12 protein-coding genes are annotated in these 17357 nt (G+C 54.9%); 1 reads left to right on the top strand and 11 read right to left on the bottom strand.

Annotated elements, in window-relative coordinates; genetic code table 11:
- Positions 1–89: 89 nt before the first annotated feature.
- Entirely contained in the window at positions 90–2303 is a 2214-nt protein-coding gene (locus AC2FLO_RS20920; protein ID WP_496754194.1) for an NADP-dependent isocitrate dehydrogenase, read from the top strand.
- A 396-nt stretch (positions 2304–2699) separates the two neighbouring features.
- Here the strand turns inward: AC2FLO_RS20920 and AC2FLO_RS20915 are convergent, their stop codons facing one another.
- The 11 genes from AC2FLO_RS20915 to AC2FLO_RS20865 form a co-directional block, all read right to left on the bottom strand.
- Positions 2700–3734 (bottom strand): glycosyltransferase family 2 protein, encoded by a 1035-nt coding sequence (locus tag AC2FLO_RS20915; RefSeq protein WP_496754193.1) that lies wholly within the window; start codon positions 3732–3734, stop codon positions 2700–2702.
- A gap of 191 nt (positions 3735–3925) precedes the next feature.
- Positions 3926–5032 carry a peptidoglycan-binding protein LysM gene (locus AC2FLO_RS20910; RefSeq protein ID WP_496754192.1) on the bottom strand — a complete coding sequence of 369 codons (1107 nt, stop codon included), beginning with the start codon at positions 5030–5032 and terminating at the stop codon, positions 3926–3928.
- A gap of 43 nt (positions 5033–5075) precedes the next feature.
- The gene (locus AC2FLO_RS20905; protein ID WP_496754190.1) at positions 5076–6338 is read right to left on the bottom strand and encodes a type 2 periplasmic-binding domain-containing protein; all 1263 of its coding nucleotides are present in this window, start codon (positions 6336–6338) and stop codon (positions 5076–5078) included.
- 21 nt (positions 6339–6359) lie between these two features.
- Positions 6360–7142: a PP2C family protein-serine/threonine phosphatase gene (locus AC2FLO_RS20900; RefSeq protein ID WP_480588597.1), complete on the bottom strand. Its 783-nt coding sequence runs from the start codon at positions 7140–7142 to the stop codon at positions 6360–6362.
- Between the two features lie 3 nt (positions 7143–7145).
- A complete protein-coding gene (locus AC2FLO_RS20895; protein WP_480483671.1) occupies positions 7146–8165 on the bottom strand; it encodes an FHA domain-containing protein in 1020 nt (339 codons plus the stop codon).
- A gap of 201 nt (positions 8166–8366) precedes the next feature.
- Positions 8367–10538 (bottom strand): serine/threonine protein kinase, encoded by a 2172-nt coding sequence (locus AC2FLO_RS20890; RefSeq protein WP_496754188.1) that lies wholly within the window; start codon positions 10536–10538, stop codon positions 8367–8369.
- Positions 10539–10878: 340 nt separating this feature from the next.
- Entirely contained in the window at positions 10879–12165 is a 1287-nt protein-coding gene (locus AC2FLO_RS20885) for a dynamin family protein (protein WP_496811747.1), read from the bottom strand.
- A complete protein-coding gene (locus tag AC2FLO_RS20880) occupies positions 12162–14204 on the bottom strand; it encodes a dynamin family protein (protein ID WP_496754185.1) in 2043 nt (680 codons plus the stop codon). Before AC2FLO_RS20880 ends, AC2FLO_RS20885 begins: the two co-directional genes overlap by 4 nt.
- 70 nt (positions 14205–14274) lie before the next feature.
- The gene (locus AC2FLO_RS20875; protein ID WP_496754184.1) at positions 14275–15141 is read right to left on the bottom strand and encodes a hypothetical protein; all 867 of its coding nucleotides are present in this window, start codon (positions 15139–15141) and stop codon (positions 14275–14277) included.
- Positions 15142–15164: 23 nt separating this feature from the next.
- Complete coding sequence (locus tag AC2FLO_RS20870; RefSeq protein ID WP_496754183.1) at positions 15165–15494, bottom strand: hypothetical protein; 330 nt, start codon at positions 15492–15494, stop codon at positions 15165–15167.
- A gap of 118 nt (positions 15495–15612) precedes the next feature.
- Positions 15613–17355 (bottom strand): dynamin family protein, encoded by a 1743-nt coding sequence (locus AC2FLO_RS20865; protein WP_496754181.1) that lies wholly within the window; start codon positions 17353–17355, stop codon positions 15613–15615.
- Between the last annotated feature and the right edge of the window lie 2 nt (positions 17356–17357).

Raw genomic sequence — 17357 nt, 5'->3', positions numbered from 1 at the left:
TATCGTGGTTTAGCCCCTCTCACGCCACGCAATTGTGGTTGCAACTCTTGGATCGCACGCCCCGAAAGGCTTAAAAAAGGTAAAAGAATATGGCAGATAAATCGAACTTCGACATATTGTATACCATTGTAGACGAAGCGCCTGAGCTGGCCAGCGCTTCGTTCCTGCCCATCATCCGCAAGTTCGCATCTGCTGCGGGCGTCCGCGTTGGCACCAAAGATATTTCTCTGGCGGGACGTATTCTGGCAGCATTCCCCGAGAACCTTACCGACGATCAGCGTGTAAGCGACGATCTGGCTGATTTGGGCGATCTGGTGAAGACACCTGATGCCAATGTCATCAAGCTGCCGAATATCTCTGCTTCGGTTCCACAGTTGGTTGCGGCCGTCGAAGAACTGCAATCGCAGGGTTATGACATTCCGACCTACCCTGCAGAACCTGCAACGGATGAGGAAAAGGCGATCCGCGCCCGTTATGACGCGATCAAAGGTTCTGCTGTTAACCCGGTTCTACGCGAAGGGAACAGCGACCGCCGTGCGGCGCGTGCGGTGAAAAACTATGCTCAGAACAACCCGCATTCGATGGGCGAATGGGCGTCGGACAGCAAGACCAAAGTTTCGTCCATGCCGGCCAATGATTTCTATGCAAACGAGATTTCGGCCACCATCACCGCAGCGCAAGCAGGCGATGCAAAAATCGAGTTTGTAGGTAAAGATGATGACGTCACCGTTCTGAAAGGCGGCTGGTCGCTGGAAGAAGGAACCATAGCCGACGCGACTTTCATGTCGGTCAAGGCACTGTCTGCGTTCCTTTCAGATGCCATTGAGGACACCAAAAAAGACGGGACCATGTTCTCGCTGCATATGAAAGCCACGATGATGAAGGTTTCAGACCCGATCATCTTTGGATATGCGGTCAAAGCCTGGCTGGCCCCCGTGTTCGAAAAGTTCGGCGCGGAACTGGATGCGTTGGGTGTGAACCCAAATTCAGGTCTGGGCGCTCTGTTGGAGCGCGTACAGGGTCATGCTGACATCATGGCGGCTATCGACGCGCTCAAGGCGGACCGTCCATCCATGTATATGGTGGATTCGGACCGCGGAATCACGAACCTGCATGTCCCATCGGATGTAATCATTGATGCCTCAATGCCTGCAGTGATCCGTGCCGGGGGCAAGGGCTGGGACGAGACGGGTGCCAAAGGTGACACCAACTGTGTGATCCCTGATCGCTGCTACGCGACCGTCTATGATGAGGCCATCAAGTTCTTCAAGGCCAACGGCGCGTTGAACCCGTCCACGGCCGGAGCCGTGGCGAATGTGGGCCTGATGGCTCAGAAAGCCGAGGAATACGGTTCGCACCCGACAACTTTCGAGGCGCCGGCCGATGGTACGATCCGCATCGTTCTGGCCAATGGCGAAACGTTGCACAGCCACAGTGTCGAGGCCGGCGATATCTGGCGCGCCTGCACTGTCAAAAAAGCGCCGATCGAGAACTGGATTCAACTGGCCATGGACCGTCAGCGTCTGACCGGCTCCGAGGCGATTTTCTGGTTGGACGCAAACCGGGCCCATGACGCGGAACTTATCAAATATGTCAAACCGGCGCTTGAGGCTGCTGGCGTGGCCGACAAGTTCCTGATCATGGCCCCGCGTGAAGCGACCCGTCAGTCGTTGGAGACGATCACCGCTGGTAACGACTCGATTGCCATCACAGGCAACGTGCTGCGGGACTATCTGACTGACCTGTTCCCGATCCTGGAGCTTGGTACTTCGGCCAAGATGCTCTCCATCGTCAAACTGATGAACGGAGGCGGATTGTTCGAAACCGGTGCCGGTGGTTCGGCGCCCAAACACGTGCAGCAGTTGGTCGAGGAAAACCATCTGCGCTGGGACTCGATGGGTGAGTTCTGTGCGTTGGGTGAATCGCTGAATTTCCTTGCCGATAGCAAAGGTAACGAGAAAGCGGGCATTCTGGGTGCAGCGGCCGAAGCAGCGACGCAGGGTATTCTGGACAACAACCGCTCACCCAGCCGAAAAGTTGGTCAGCCGGACAACCGCGACAGCCACTATTGGTTTGCACGCTATTGGGCAGAGGCCTTGGCCGCCCAATCCAAAGATGCGGAACTCGCTGCCGAGTTTGCGTCACTGGCCAAGGATCTAGCCGCCAACGAAGAGCAGATCCTGTCAGAGTTGGCCGCAGCTCAAGGTCAAGCGGCGGATTTGGGCGGCTACTATCACACCGACCAAGCCAAAACGGCAGCGGTTATGCGGCCCAGCACTACTTTAAACACAATCATCGGCTAATCGCTAACCGCAAAACAGGTGATCCTTTGCCTGTTCAAAAAGCAGAAAGGGACCGGCACAATTGTGCGGTCCCTTTTTTGTATCGCGGGCAATGTGAAGGAAAGTAGGATAGAGAAAAGTATTACTCATTTACAATGCTTTACAATGAATTTGTTTGTACTTACGGGATTCCCCTAATAGCACGGCGGCGCTGACTGCTTTAAACCTTGGATAACAGAGAATTTCACTGGTGATGCCTCAGGGCCTTATCACTCACTCAGAGAATGACCAGCATTTGGGGTGCTGGTCATTTGCATTTTGGGTCTCAGGATTTTCTGGACAGCTCAGCAGTTCAACCATGTTTGAACACGAACAAGATCTTGTGTTTACGCAAAGAAGAAGCCTGGAGACTGGGTTTTAGCCGACACGCCGAGGTTCTGGATTGGCAATCGCCGCCTGTGTTCTATTCGTTCCGTAAATCGCAACACCTTTGTGTCGCAGATAAGACAGGCGACGCGCCTCTCGCCGGGCAAGCGCCAGAGACTCAAGGATCAGCGCACACACGATTGACAGCATGGTTCCGACAAAACCGGATACTGCGACAACCAAAGACGGAATTCGGTCAACCAACCCTGTTTCCAAAAACTCGCGGAAAACCGATGCGAATACGAAAAGCGAAGGTAAGAATATCAACAATGCCAAAGACAAGAAGAACGCGATTGGCTTTTCGTCTTTGATCAAAAGGCCAATCATCTTGAGAATTCGCCACCCATCTGAATAGGTGGCCAGTTTGGAGTTCGAATCCGGAAGCCGAGAGACGTATTTGGTCTCAACTTCTCCAATCGGCATGCGCATCTGCATCGCATGCACTGTAAGTTCAGTTTCAATCTCGAACCCGTTGGAAACCGCCGGAAAGCTTTTGACAAAGCGTCTGCTGAAAACACGATAACCGGACAGCAGGTCGTTGATTTTGCTGTTAAAGAAGAATTTCACCAGCCCGCTGAACAAGGCGTTTCCAAACTTATGACCCCGTCGATAGGCTTGAATGTCGTCGTTCACCCGTGCGCCATTGACCATATCAAGGTTTTGCGAGACCAGCAGATTGATCATTTCAGGTGCTGCCATACTGTCGTAGGTCGCATCCCCGTCTGCCATGACGTAGACATCCGCATCCACGTCAGCAAACATCCTGCGGACAACGTTACCTTTGCCCTGATATGTTTCAGAGTAGACCAGCGCGCCAGCTTCTTGCGCGACTCTCGCCGAGCCGTCCGTGGAATTGTTGTCGAATACGTAAATTACCGCCTCCGGCAGGGCGGCGCGGAACTGCTTGACTGTTTCACCAATGGCAACGGCTTCATTGTAACAGGGCAAGATAACAGCAATTTCCAAACCCGGCCACGACGCCCGTGTCAGAGATCCGTTTCGGATATTCAAGGCACCCTGTATCATATGTCACTCTTGCTCGCTCGGACGTGTCACTTGAAGGATGATTGCACTTTGTTCCCAATATGCTGCGCGTATGAGGTATTTCTGAAGCAGATAAATGGCCGAATTTTGGCATCCGATTGAAACGCGCTGATAATTCGACAAAAAGGGGCCGGTTCAGGAACCGGCCCCAAAGTTTCAGCTGAACCGAGGGATCAGTTCGAAGCTGCGTTCAACTTTGCGTTTTGCTCACGCAGCGTATCCGAGATGATCGCGTACCATTCACCGGATTGACGCATTTCGATCAGACCCTTGTTCATCATCGCGATGTATTCGCGCGCGAACGGGTTGGTGCGATGCGCAAGGAAGCTCATCGACGACAGTGTAGACACATAGGGGTTCTCAACGATGTCAGCCGAAGTCAAACCCATGTCTTTCATTGTCGATGCAAACAGATCAACTTCGAATGCCGCAACATCTGCGGTTCCGGTCAATACAGCGTCAAGGCAATCACGGGCAGAACTTGGTTGAACCACAGTCGTGTTATCGCGGTTCAGTCCCTGTTCTTCCAGAACAACCATGCTCCAGCCTGCCATACGGCAAATGGTCGATCCTTCCAGGTCCTTGAAGCTTGTCGCGCTTGCGTATTCGCTTTCCGGCAGTGTGAAGAAGCCACCGACGATATCGTAAACCGGGACGGAAGCTACGAATTGAGTGCAGCGAGCTTCGGTTTCCGGGGACCATTCGTATGTACGGTTGGTACAATCAGGAACGGTCCATGCAATCGAAATATCAAAGGCACCAAGCGGCAACAATGTATCCAGATGCGAACTCCAGTCGTCGACAAAGCTGACTGAATACTCACGGCTGTTTCCAGCCCGCTGAAGGCTGGTCGTTGCCAGACGGGTCATGATGCCCCCGCCGCTGAGTGTTTCGGTTGTGAACGGTTCCCAGCCGTTACCGGCCACCATTTTGATCGGCGGCGCATAGACATTCGACCGCTTTACGCTGGCCGCGCGCTGTTCTTCAGCAGCGATGATTTCCTGTGCGCTTTGGCCGTTCGGCAGGCTGCCGTCTTCACAGGGCAGGGCCAGCACCAGCCCAGGATTAAGAGCCCCCGGGTTTGTGATCGCGTTCCTGTTCGCGTTGAAGATCGGCTGGTAGTTCGAGGTGCCATAGGCGGCGATGGCGATGGTTGCCAACGTGTCGCCGTCTTGCACTGTATAGTTTGTACACGCTTCTTGTGCAGCGGCGGCACCCGCGCTCAGAGCTGTGATGGCGGTTGCCGACAGCGCCAGTTTCTTAATCTTCTCGTTAAACATTTCCACTTCCTCCAGACTTTTGTTTGTCAGGCCAAACGTGGCCTTATCCATTTTCCATTTGATGACGCAGGGCGGTCGAAACGATGTCGCGCCATTCGCCAGACTGCTGCATGATTGCAAGACCCTGATTCAGCGTCTCCAAGATCGCTTCCCCATCAGGATTATCTTTATGGGTCATGACATTAAGCGACTTGATCGCCGCCAGGTTGGGGTTTTCGATAATCCGGTGTTTATAGCCAAGCCGCGCGATGGCTTCTTCAGCAAGATGCGCCTCAATTGCCACGATATCGGCGGTTCCGTTCATCACAGCGTGAAAGCAGTCGTCGGGCGACGTGGGCCGCAGCAACTTGATGACGGGTTCGTAAAGGCTTACCGCATCCATATGAGACAGCGACCAGCCTTCCGGGCGGCAGATCGTTGTTCCGGCAAAGTCGGCATATGTCAGCGTTTGTTCGTATCCCGATCCGTCGCGAGCAAAGAATGTATCCACGACCTCGTAGAACGGGTTCGAAAAATTGTAGGTCTCACAACGATTGCGGTCGCTTTCGGACAGTGCTTCCGCATCTTCGCAATTTGGGCGCGACCAGGGGAAAGTGCCATCAAAAGCAAGTGTTGGCATCAACAGATCCAGATGCGACGACCAATCGTTCACGAACTGAATTTTATACGCTTGTTCTGGCGCGGCACGCAGCATCGCTGTCTCAACCAGATGCGTGTAAAGCCCCCGGTTGGGCAGCGCTTCGTCCGTAAACGGAGCGTAGTTCCCACCGGTAATCAACAGCAACTGACGATCACGAATTTCCGGGCGCGTTTCAGCGTTAGCATTTCTGATCAGTGCGGCGGCTTCCGAGCGGGCTGCCTCAATCTCTTCTTTGGCAGCGGCCCGTGCAGCGACGACTGCATCTTCACTTGCCTTCTTTGCCTCAGCTTCCGCTGCCGCGACACGGGCTTCCGCTTCGGCCACGGCTTTCTCCGCGCGTTCTTCTGCCGCTTTTACCAGTTCTGAGGCCATTTCAGCCGCGAGGCGTCCTGCTTCGGTGTCGGGCAACTCGGGCGCGCGCCCGACATCTTCCAGGCAAGGCAATTTCAAAACATCGCCGACACGAATGATATTGGGATTTGTGCCGATAACATCCCTGTTAGCATCGTAGATTGGCCGATAATCTTCGGTTGCGTAAACTCGGATTGCCAATTCCCGCAGACTATCGCCACGCTGAATCTCGTAGTTTGAACATGCCTCTTGCGCTGACGCCGCGCCTGTGGCGGCGGCTAGGGCAAGGCTTGATATGAATAGGTGTTTTCTCATGGGTCCTGTTGCTTTGCCTGGTTATTTTCTCGAAAGTTTTGCGACTGCGATCGACAGATTGTCCTGATCGGGATCGCCCTTGGCCTGCACTGCCAATTGCAAGGCTTCGGCGATTTCCTGTGCTAGCTCCTGCTGATGCAGGCGCAGAACATCCTGAATCTCAGCGTCGCTAAGATATTGAAGCCCGTCGCTGCCAAGGATCAGAATATCAGCCGGAGACACGATCAGCGGGTCTTCAGGGCAATCCACTTTTGGAATAGCACCCCCCATGATCACCGACGTCAGTTGGTTCCTGTCCAGTCCCCGCGCTTCGGCTTCCGAAAGCTCACCAGCGGCCAGTTTTGCGTCGATCACGGGGGCCATCGAGTGGTCTTCGTTCACCTGTGTCAACTTGCCTTCGCGAAACAGGTAAAGGGGGCTGTCTCCGATCGAAATCCTGAACACACGCTGACCCAGAAAGAGGACACCCAACAAAGTGGAGCCCATGTTGAAACCCTGGCCCTGTGCCTCGTTATGGTCGGATATCGCTGCATTGGCTTGCATGGCTGCCAATGGCAGCGCGTCAATTGCGGCGCCTTCATTCAAGGCATCGGCTTCTAGCTCGGTATCCAGCGCGTTCCGCCAAGCGGCAATCACCATTTCCGAAGCCACTTCGCCCGCCTCGTGGCCACCCATACCGTCAGCGATCGCAATATAGCCCGCGTCCGATGCGTCGAACATGCGCGCAGCAATCGCGTCTTCCTGCGTTTCCCGCTGACCCTGGTTCAGGATCAGCGCAACATCATATGCCGGAGTAGCCAGCATCTATCAGGAATCCCGCCAATCAAAACCTTCATCGCAGAAGGCCATAAATCGGATTGATGTTTCACTGATGCGGATCAGATCACCGCTGGAGAGTGCGATTGTGCTCAGAACGGGTTTACCATTCAGGCGAACAAGGTTGGCCTTTCCGCCATGCCCTAGATAGCATTTCCGATCTTCCGGGTCATAAGCAATAACAGCGTGGTTCGAACGTGAAATGCCTGTGTCGCCGAAATCCAGTTGGATCGCCTGGTCATCGTTTCGACCGATTTGCATCAGGCCTTCGGTCAGGGTGATGCTGGCGCCCCGCCCGGGACCTGCCGTCACCACCAGCCAGCCAACCGGGAATGTTTCCTGAGCAGCTTCGGTTTTTGAGACGGGTTCTGATGTTTCGATCAATTCCTGAACATGCGTGTCCGCACGCTCAAACCCAAGGAACGTTGTTTTGACCCGCGAGCGACGGTCCTCGGCTGGGGCGGCAGGCGTGGGTTGAGCCTGTACGGCACCCTCTTCCACCACTGCCGGTTCTTGCACGGACGGGGCTGCAACCTCAGCTTCCACCGTTTCCGGCGCGCTCATTTCAGCTACATCCAGAGGCGGCGCAACTTCATCCGGTGTTTCGGCAAGCTCGTCTGCTACATGCAAAGTGATGATTTGATCGTCCGAGATATCCTCGTCATCGTCGGGGTCGGCCATCAAGTTCTTGGTATCTTGGTCGTCCTCGTCAGTTGCATCTTCAACGAAGATGGACACTTCAACCGGTTCTTCCGTGTTCTCCGCCGCAACTTCGTCGAATTCCGGCATTTTCTCTTCAGGGATAAGCTCGTCTGTTTCCTCATAGGATTCAGACGTCATGTTTCCACCGGCCAGTGCGGCACGCAGCGCGTTGAAGTCTGCGATAGGCTCCTGCTTTTCGGTTTCAGGTGCCGCGCTGTCAGCTGCATGAGCGTTTTCAGCAACATCATCTTCTTTGGATTTGCCGGCACCTTCGAGAAGCCGGCTCAGAGGGCTTTTGTATTTGAACATGGTGTCGACACCTTCGAATTGTTGGCACGGACCTTTTGTGCCATGGGGCTGCTACCTAACCCTGCGTGGAACAACGCAGAGACACTCAATTGAAAACATGGAAACTGGTACTCTCTGCGGCGGGCCGGTTCCCGCCGGGCGGCAAACTAAAAGCCACCCTCAGTAAACACACACTGGCAGATCAAAATTGAACCGGTTAGATCACTCCTGCGCTAACTGCATGGTCGCAGCTACCTCAGCACCGTTGCGCAATACGGTCAGCTTTGCCTCTGGCTGACTGTCGGAAACCAGCGCAGCCAGCATGCCATCAAGGCTTTCGGACGTATTCAATGTCATGTTGGTCTGGCTTTCGCTCAACAGAACATCGCCTTTTTGCAGGCTGCCTGTCGCCTCGGCTGGAACCGAGCTTACTTTTGTTTGCCAACCTTCACCTCCCGAGCTGCTGACTGTGAACGAGTAACCGTTCTCCAATCCGACCGAGCGCAGCACAGGCAGTGCCAGCAGGCCATTCTGCGCGCGGGTCTTTCCAAGCGGCCGGTAGCGGGCTGCAACCCGTGTGAAGCCGTCTGGGTCGACGCTTAGCTTGTCCAGAACTTGCGCCGCGAAAGAGATGTCCTGACGAACCGGGTTGCCGTTCAGAGTAAAGATCACAACTCCGGGTTCCACCCATTCTCCGATAACGCTCATGTCCTGATTGGCGTCCACACCGGTAACCGCAATAGTTGCACCTGTTGCGGTCCGGCGGCGGGACGTCTGGAAGGGGATTTCAACATCCCAATGGTGGAAAGATACCTGTTGTTCGACCGGAGTGCCGGAAGCGGCTACGGTTTTGGGTTCGTCCACAACGGCCGCAACCTCTTGTTCTGCAGGTTGTTCCTGGGCATCGGCGGTCTCAGTAGCTTCGGATGCTGTTTCTGTAGCGGTTGGTTCCGCGGGTTCAACTTGCGCCTGCTCGACAGGCTCTTCTGGTTCAGGTTGTTGCTCTGAAGCGACCGCGACTTCGGGTTCAGGTGTTTCGGCCAAGGGTTTTTCCACCGCAGGAGGTTCTGCTTCGGCAGTTTGTGTGGTTGCTTCAGGCAGCGTCGTCGTAACCTCGGCTTGTTCTTCACCTTTGTCGCCGGACATCACGAAGAAACCGCCTGCGGCCAACGCTGCCACAAGCACTGCTGCACCAGCGATCATCTTGCCGCTGCCACCGGATCCGCTCTGAACCACGGTATCAACAGCGACCGGTGTTTCCGCTTTTGCAGAAATCTTGGCCATCTCGGGTTCATTCTTTTTTTCGGTTTCGCGAACAATGTCCGAGTTCCCGGCGAGCAGAGCCGTCACAACCGCTTCGGCATTTTCACTTTCGGCCTTGATCCGCGCCTTTTCTTCTTCCTTGTCCTTGCGATCCATGCCAACAATCACGGAAACCGGGCGATAGGCGAATGTATCAAACAACACGCCAGGGCCGCGGAACATGCGCAGCCAATCCAGGGCTGTCTGCAACCGGTCCGTTGCGTGTACTTCCATTGCCTTGTCGATTGCTTCGAGGAATCCGTCGGGGTATCCGTCAAAGCGGCCTGCCAATGGAGTATAAGGGTCGTCCTGCCCGTTGTTGAATGCATTCAGGCGGCTCTGGCCGTCTACCGGGCGTTCGCCACTGATTGCGTGATACAGAGTCGCGGCCAAGACATAGAGGTCACTGCTGGGCCCTTGTTCGGCACCACGGACGTAAAACTCGTGCGGCGAATATCCGTCTTTTATGACGCGCAGGGTCAACAATGCGGCCGACTTGTTTGCGGCTTGCTCACGCGCGGCACCGAAGTCGATCAGGACCGGGTTTCCGTTTTCGTCAATCAGGATATTATCGGGTGAAATGTCACGGTGCAGCATCCCGCTTTGGTGGATGAACGACACCGCGGACAGCATCTTTTCCGTGACTTGCACGATAAAGTCAGGACCACCGTCGTTTTCCGGATTTTCAACATAGTCCAGCAGGTCGCAACCACGGATAAGATCCATAGCGATATAGGCGGTATCGTTGTCTTCGAACACCTGATGAACGTCGACGATGTTCGGATGCACCAGACGCGCATGATTGCGGGCTTCCTGAATAAACAGGTCGATAATGGCGCGCAAATCATCCTTGAAGGACGGGTCGTTCGGCTCAACCAAGTCCCCGTTGCGACGGCACAACGCACCGGGGAAACATTCCTTGATCACGACATCACGCTCCAGGCTGTCGCGTGCTAAATAGGTGATCCCAAATCCGCCGTTGCTGAGATATCGGAGGATCTCATACTGCCCGCGCAACAGCTTTGCGCCCGGTTGCAGTCCTTCAATTTTTGGTTCGTCGTGCGTTGCACCGACAGCCTGGTTGTGGCTCATTTTAATCCGCCCGTTCTACTCATTTTGCGGCTTAATTTAACAGGGCCGGCAGCCCACGAACTCACAACCAAAAACAACCGCAGGACACTTGAGAACGGTTAGACGTTTCAAATTTGACTTTAATGGGGCCGCCTGATGGCTTCACTAAGGATCGTTTTTTTGATTATGGCATATATGGTGTTGGTTCGAAGCAATAGCACAATATATTGATTAACGGGGTAGAATAAATGAAAACTGACGACCCCAAATCGGTCTCTTGGTCTACGAATTCGAAACAATAAAGGGCCGATTCTTCGGCCCTTCGAATCGCTGAACAGCGCTTCAATCCTGATGGAAAGTGCTAGGTACCGGTTTTGGATTGTGCCGCGGCGACGGTACTGCCAGCCCATGCAAGGTTGTCACCAAGCTGTACAAGTATGCTGATTGCGTCTTTCAAAGGCGCATCTCCGCTTTCAAACTGAAGCAACAACAACAAGTCAGTCGCTTTTTCGAACTCGGCCGGAATCCAGTCAGCATCCGGATCGATCTCGCCACCTTGGTCCAGCCGTTCCGCGAAATCTTCGACGATTTCCTGGCAGCTTTGCAAAAACGCTGCGGGTTCAATGGCAGCGGTGTCACGCAGATCTTCATAAATGCTGGCAATGGCAGCCAACCAGTCTTCAAGAATTGGGTTGTTCAGTGGCGGAAGGGCAGACCCCAGCGTTGACTGCATTGACGCAGCATCGTTGACGGAAGGTTCCGGCTCTGGCCCATTCAATGTTTCCAGGAATGGCAGAAACTCGTGCTTCAGATCCTTCCGGGCAGCGTCAAGGTCACTGCGCCGCCGGTCTGACGCCGCATCAAGAACTTTTTCCGCGAGTTCCTGGCCGCCACAGTTTTCCCAAAGATCAAAATCTGGTTCCGGCTCTTGTGCCATGGCGCGCACCGCGACGGGCGTGCCAATTGGGACCACAGCGCGAAACAGTCCTTCTTTTTCTTTATTCAATCGAGCCAGTACCCGATCCAGAGCGGCCTGCACCGGGGGCAAATCAGCATGTGTAACTGCCAGCAGGCTGTTGGCTCTTAGCTCGGGCGGCACCTGCGCCCACAAATGCCGTTCTGTTTCACGCCATGCGCTTGTGCCGTTGGTACACCAGATGGCACAGTCGACGAATTTCAGCAGGTCCAGTGTCTGTTTGTATGTATCATCCAATGCGCCAGAGCCGGGAAGATCGAACAGTGATATCTCTTTGAGAGCAGGTGTGTTCAATCCAACCGAAATAAAGTCAGGCTCATCCGCAGCGGCCTTTTCCAGTGCTATGCCAGAATATGTCTTTGGCTCCTTGTTCCACCAGCCGACTGTCGTCTCTGGCGTATCCGCGTAGGCAACGATGACAAGTGGCAGCTTCAGATGCTGCGGACCGGTTGGAAGGATATCCGCCCCTGCCAGCATGTTCGCAAGGCTTGACTTGCCCGCCCCGAACTCTCCGGCGAAACCGATGTTGACCGCGTTGGAGAGGCGTTCGGCGTGGGCCAGGGCCCGTGCGCGCATGTCCTCCAACTTTGGGCCCGACGACAGTTTTCCTGTCGTTGTCAGAAAACGCTCCAGCTGGCGCACTTCCTGTTCGGTTCCGGGAAACTCAATCATTCCGCAGCCTCTGCTTGTCGTTCGTCCACGTTGCTTGTTCCAAAGACACTATCCAACTCGTCAGCAATACGGCGCGCCCGTTCAAACGCAGCTTGTGCTTCCGCCTGAGCATTCAACTCACCCGCTCCGGAACGGTGCTCAAGATGGCCTGCCAACAGGGCCAAGTAATGATCCAGAACAGTTTTCAACCGATCCAGAAGGTTTTCACGCGTTGTGTCGATCAGGTCATCACCAATCAATTCGAATTCCTGCACGATCATGCGCTCGGCCCGCGTCACAACGCTGTAGCGCGATATCAGACGCGACAACCAGTTTACACGCAGCTCAACCGTAATGCCACGGGTCAGGGCGGTGGTGTCCGGGCGGAACCAACGCACTGCACTTGTGTTCATGCGATTGTCGACTGGTTCCTGCCACCCTGGCAGTGCCCGCAAAGCGGCGTTGCATTGCATGTCAATCGCGTAAAGTTCGCTCAACATGCGTTGCCGCACCACTTGCGACGCGCCTTGCACCAGCTCGCGCATGTGTTCGCGTAAAGGGGTGAAATTCAACTCGGTAGCGCCGCCTTTGGCAAGCAATGGGGATTGTCCTTCAGGTCCGCGCACCACAACAAAGACGGATTCAGAGACCGTGTCGTCCATGACCCCACGCAGGTTTGAAAGAACGTCGTCCATGTCCTTGACAATGTCTTGCGATTTATCCGCAATCAGTTTGCGCAGATCGCTCAGCGTCTTGTCGCTGTCCTCAGCGGTGTGTGCACCCGCGCTGCCTTCATCTTTCAGGGCACGAAGATGTACCTGGGATCGCTCCAAATCGCCACGCGCGAAGCTGTCGAGATGCTGCCACGCCATCCGCAGCTGTTCGTTTATCGGCCCGTCCGCCAACGCCTGAGTGACATGGCGGCGCAAGTCCGGTAAGCCTGACGCAATCATCGCGGCAAACCGTAGTACAGCCTCTCGGCTGATGGGCCCCGGGCCTTGTTTGATCTCGGCCACACCGTTCAGGTATTGTTGCATCTGTTTCGGGTGCGCCCGCAACCACGCCAGAATATGATCGTGGTTCACACCGGATTCATCGCCGGTCAGCGCATAGTGCGCCCATTGTGCGCTGCCCATCAGGACATCGATATTCGAAGTACCCAACGCTTTTTCGAGCCCGTCTATGACATCCAGACGCACCTTTGCCGCATCTTCGGCCCCGCCGCCCAATTCATCGACACGGTTGATGAAGACAACGATCTGTCCAAGTTCCAATGCCTGCATCAGCCGGAACAGTTTCAGGTCCGCACGCGACAACGCCTGGTGCGCTGACAGAACCACCACAAAGAAATCGGATTCCTTGAGATACTGACGCGAAATCTCCTCACGGATCAGCAGGGGGTCATTTACTCCGGGCGTATCGGTGACGGTCAGAGGGAATGGGAAGTGACCGATGTCAAAATAGACCTCGGCCTTGCGCGTGATGTCACTGTAAAGTCCGCGATCACTGCCGGGGTCAACTGTCCCGTCTTCTGCGGGGTCGTCCCCGGCGCACACGTAACGCGCCAGATCATCGGATGTCAGTTGATCCAGATCGTGATGTTGACCCAACAGCTGTTCATAACTGTCCCCCAGTCGCCGACGCGCCCGGGTCTTCATGGCTTCGACCTGCTCTTCGATCATCTCGCGCTTGTAGCTGTCCTCGTCATCCGGGAACATGTTGCGCAACTCTTCGCCTTCGGCGATCAGTGATTGCCACTGGTAGTTGTCGAAGAAATGGAATTCGGCCCCTTCGGTTCGACCGTTCGGGTGCCCGAAATGCATGTCGGTGATCACGGTTGTCCACGGGTTCACGTCCGACGGCAGGTATTCTGCCTGACCGGTGAAGCCGTTGATCAAGCGCGACTTTCCTGCCTTGATCTGCCCGACAAAGGCAACTGACGGTTTCAGTTTTCCCAGATCACCAATGATGCGCGATATGAACTGACGTGTTTCGTCATTGCTTGTCCCGTTCATGTCTTCTGCGATGCGAATAAGCTCGCGGCGATGTGTTTCACTCATCACTATTTACCCTGACTACAAAGAAAACAACGCATTGAATTAGTCGAAAATTTGAATGCTTTGGGGGGAGTCATTCCTCAGCCTCCCCCAAAGACGTCCAAAGATTAATGACCGCCCCAAGTTTGCGGGCATCATGAATGGCCACGGCGATCTGTTCGTTGTCGCCCAGAACAGCCATGCCCGCACCCTTACCACCCGATGGCCGCATGACGATCAGATGTGGGCCTTCGAATTCGTCCCGGGTGTCGTTGTTCCAACCAGCAAGATCTGAAACAAAACGTGTCAAAATCTCTTGATTGGGGTGCATCCCCTCGGAAGGTTTGCAGATTCCTTCGCAAGCCAGTGCAGTGTTTTCCATACTGTCCACAAGAACACGACCTGTGGCAAAGCGTGCAGCCCCGTCAAAAAACTGTTGCGCCAACGAATTGCCCGACCCTGCTGCCGGGGCAGGGCTGTTGTCTGAAGGTTTTTCAACGTCCGGAACGACAGACACGATTGGCTCAGAGGAAAGCTCAATTCCGGCGCAGGCGTTCTCGATCTCACTCAGCGTAATACCAACATCATCAGCCTCCAGCGTCGAGGCTGGCTTTCCAGACATCAGTTCCAGTGGGGCAGGGGCGGCTGAAATGTCTGAAATCAGTTGGGCCAGCTTGTCGACCAGCGCGGTACGTGATTCCGTTTCGAAATCGGGGATCTGCCCGGACGGCACCTGAAACACATCCGTGATCCGGGAGCTGTTTACTTCGATTTTCAGGCAGCTTCCGTTGGCCGCGGTCAGCTCAAGTCGTCTGGGCAATATCGTTCCGCGAATGAAACGCAACACAGCCGCCCGACGGGCTGTTGCAGTTTCACCGGGGACAATCACCGTCGGAGACAGGCGGGCAACCGAAGACCGCCCGATATCTTCGAGCATGTCGAGAATGTCTGTGTCCATCATACCGTGACCCCCTCTGGTCCCGTTCAGACTGCGGCCGCAACCGGCTTGAGACTGAGATGCGATTTAGTGAGCGCCAGCCCTACATTAGTGCTGTTGCGGCAGATATAGCAGACCACATGATCAGGATATTCCCTGGTCCGCAAAAAGATGTTCAACCGGTCTTTTGAAAATACCGCGATTTCCCCAAACCCGGCGTTTTCCTCATCAGTGTTTCCGGCCTCGTGCAAGAGCGCTTCAAATGCAGCGACACCCCGCCCCTGAAACAGATTGGCCACTGCGATTGCCAAAGTGTCCAGCGATTCAGCGCAATCGGAATCAGAGACACTACTGCTTAAAAGCATGCCGGTCTCCATGTCGATATACCCGGCTGCGATGCAGTCGGGTATCGTTTCAATCGCGGTGTTCAATGCATCCTGAATGGACATTTAACTCTTTATCGTCCTTCTTTTCAGCGCCTTGACTAAGGCGTCCTTACAAAACATGCCATTCTGCACTGCTGTTTTCTTTCGTTTTTGGAATGGCTTGCGGGGCGCGTCTGGACTGTTTCGCACTATATTCAACTGCGATCTGGTCAAATTCGGCAAGAAAGGCTTTGAATACATTCTGAAGCCCGACTGCGTCCTTTGGCAGGTCCTCCTTGTTTGTAATTTCCCGCCACATATCCGACGCGCTAAGCGGCGACCCGGCTGCGGATTCTGGAAGATCGATGTGCGTATCGTTGCGGATGTCGCGAGCCTCTTCCTCGACTGAGGCCACGACTTCTATCAAGCCGTTTGTCTCAGGCTCAGGTTCGTAATCCTCGGCGTTGTTCTCGGGCTGAGCCGCCATCAGCGCCGCAATGGAGGATACCGAGACTTCGATACCGCGATCATCACGCGATTCAACTTCCGGCGTGAAAACTTCGACTTCGTCCGCTTCGGCCGCGGCTTCACGCAAGGTCGTGTTCAACGAGGTCAGCACGTCATCAACGGACTTGTCGCCCGTTTCAGCATCTGGAGCGTCACCCAGCAGGTCGTCAGCATTATCGGCAGCACCGAATTCACCGGACAGGTCGAACTCGTCCACGTCTTCTTCCAGACCGGCGACATTCTTCAACTCAAGCGGATCGCTCGAGGTGTCCTTGAAGAAGGCACGCAACTCGTCGCTGGTATCGGTTTCCTCAGGCATCTGCTCGGTGTCTGATACCATTTCTGCCCGCAGCCGTTCAGCGTCTTCCGGGTTGATCCGAACCCGTTCGCCTTCGTCAACGCGTCGCTCTACACGGGCTGGTCGGATGGGGAAGCTTGTTACAACATTATGATCGTCGGCTTCTGGCTGCTGTTCGTTTTCCAGTGGATTGACCAGCCGCAAAGGAGTAGCTTCGATGCCGTCCGCCAGTGCCTCTCGGCAGTCTGGTTTGCGGGCGGGGCGCAGTGGTTGAACCTTGAATGCGCCGGACTGGCTTTTGTCGATCTGGTACCGCGCCAGCTGATCGGCGCGATTGTCCATGATCTGTTCTGTGATTTCCAGAAAACTGTCGATCATCTTGCCGCCACCGCTGCGCGACCACATTTCAGCGTCACCTGTCTTGTCGCGGGCATTGATTGCATCCCGGGCGGAAAACAAAATGGACCGATTGAACAGATGTCCGGCTTCGCGATTGACACGTCTAAGAACCTTTTGACGGTCTTTAAGGTTTAGTGCATCCGCCCGCGTCACCAACAGCAGCGAGTTGTGTTGCAAGCGGTCCGGCAGCGAAACCCACGTTGCACGTTCGGTTTCGCGCCAGGCTTGCGTCGCATGGGTGCACCAAATGACGCCGTTTGCCTGCCCGACTGCGCGCTGCCAGACATCTGTCGAGATTTTGGGGTCCGAGATGCCGGGAGTGTCGATCAGATCGACGGCTTCCAGAATATCGGCTTCAAGGAAGATACGAATGAACTGCGCGTCATTGACGCCTACAGTCTCAAGCTGATCCAGCTCGATTGGTTCGACGCTTCCGTCATGCCGCTTGATATATGGTTTTTCACTGCCCCAGCTAAACCAGACCGGTGGTAACTGGGTTGCAGTAACCTGCGTTGGCAAGGTTTGCGTTCGCAGTAAAAAGTTCATCAGTGTGGATTTGCCAGCGCTGAATTCACCCATCAAAGCGAAAACCGGTTTGCGGCGGGACCACTGCTCGATACGTTCCCATGCTTTCGGTGAAACAAAGCGTGTTTGTGAATCTTTTGCCATTT

The sequence above is a fragment of the Ruegeria sp. TASC047 genome (genome assembly GCF_059612445.1).
This window is presented reverse-complemented; position numbering and strand designations above follow the sequence as displayed.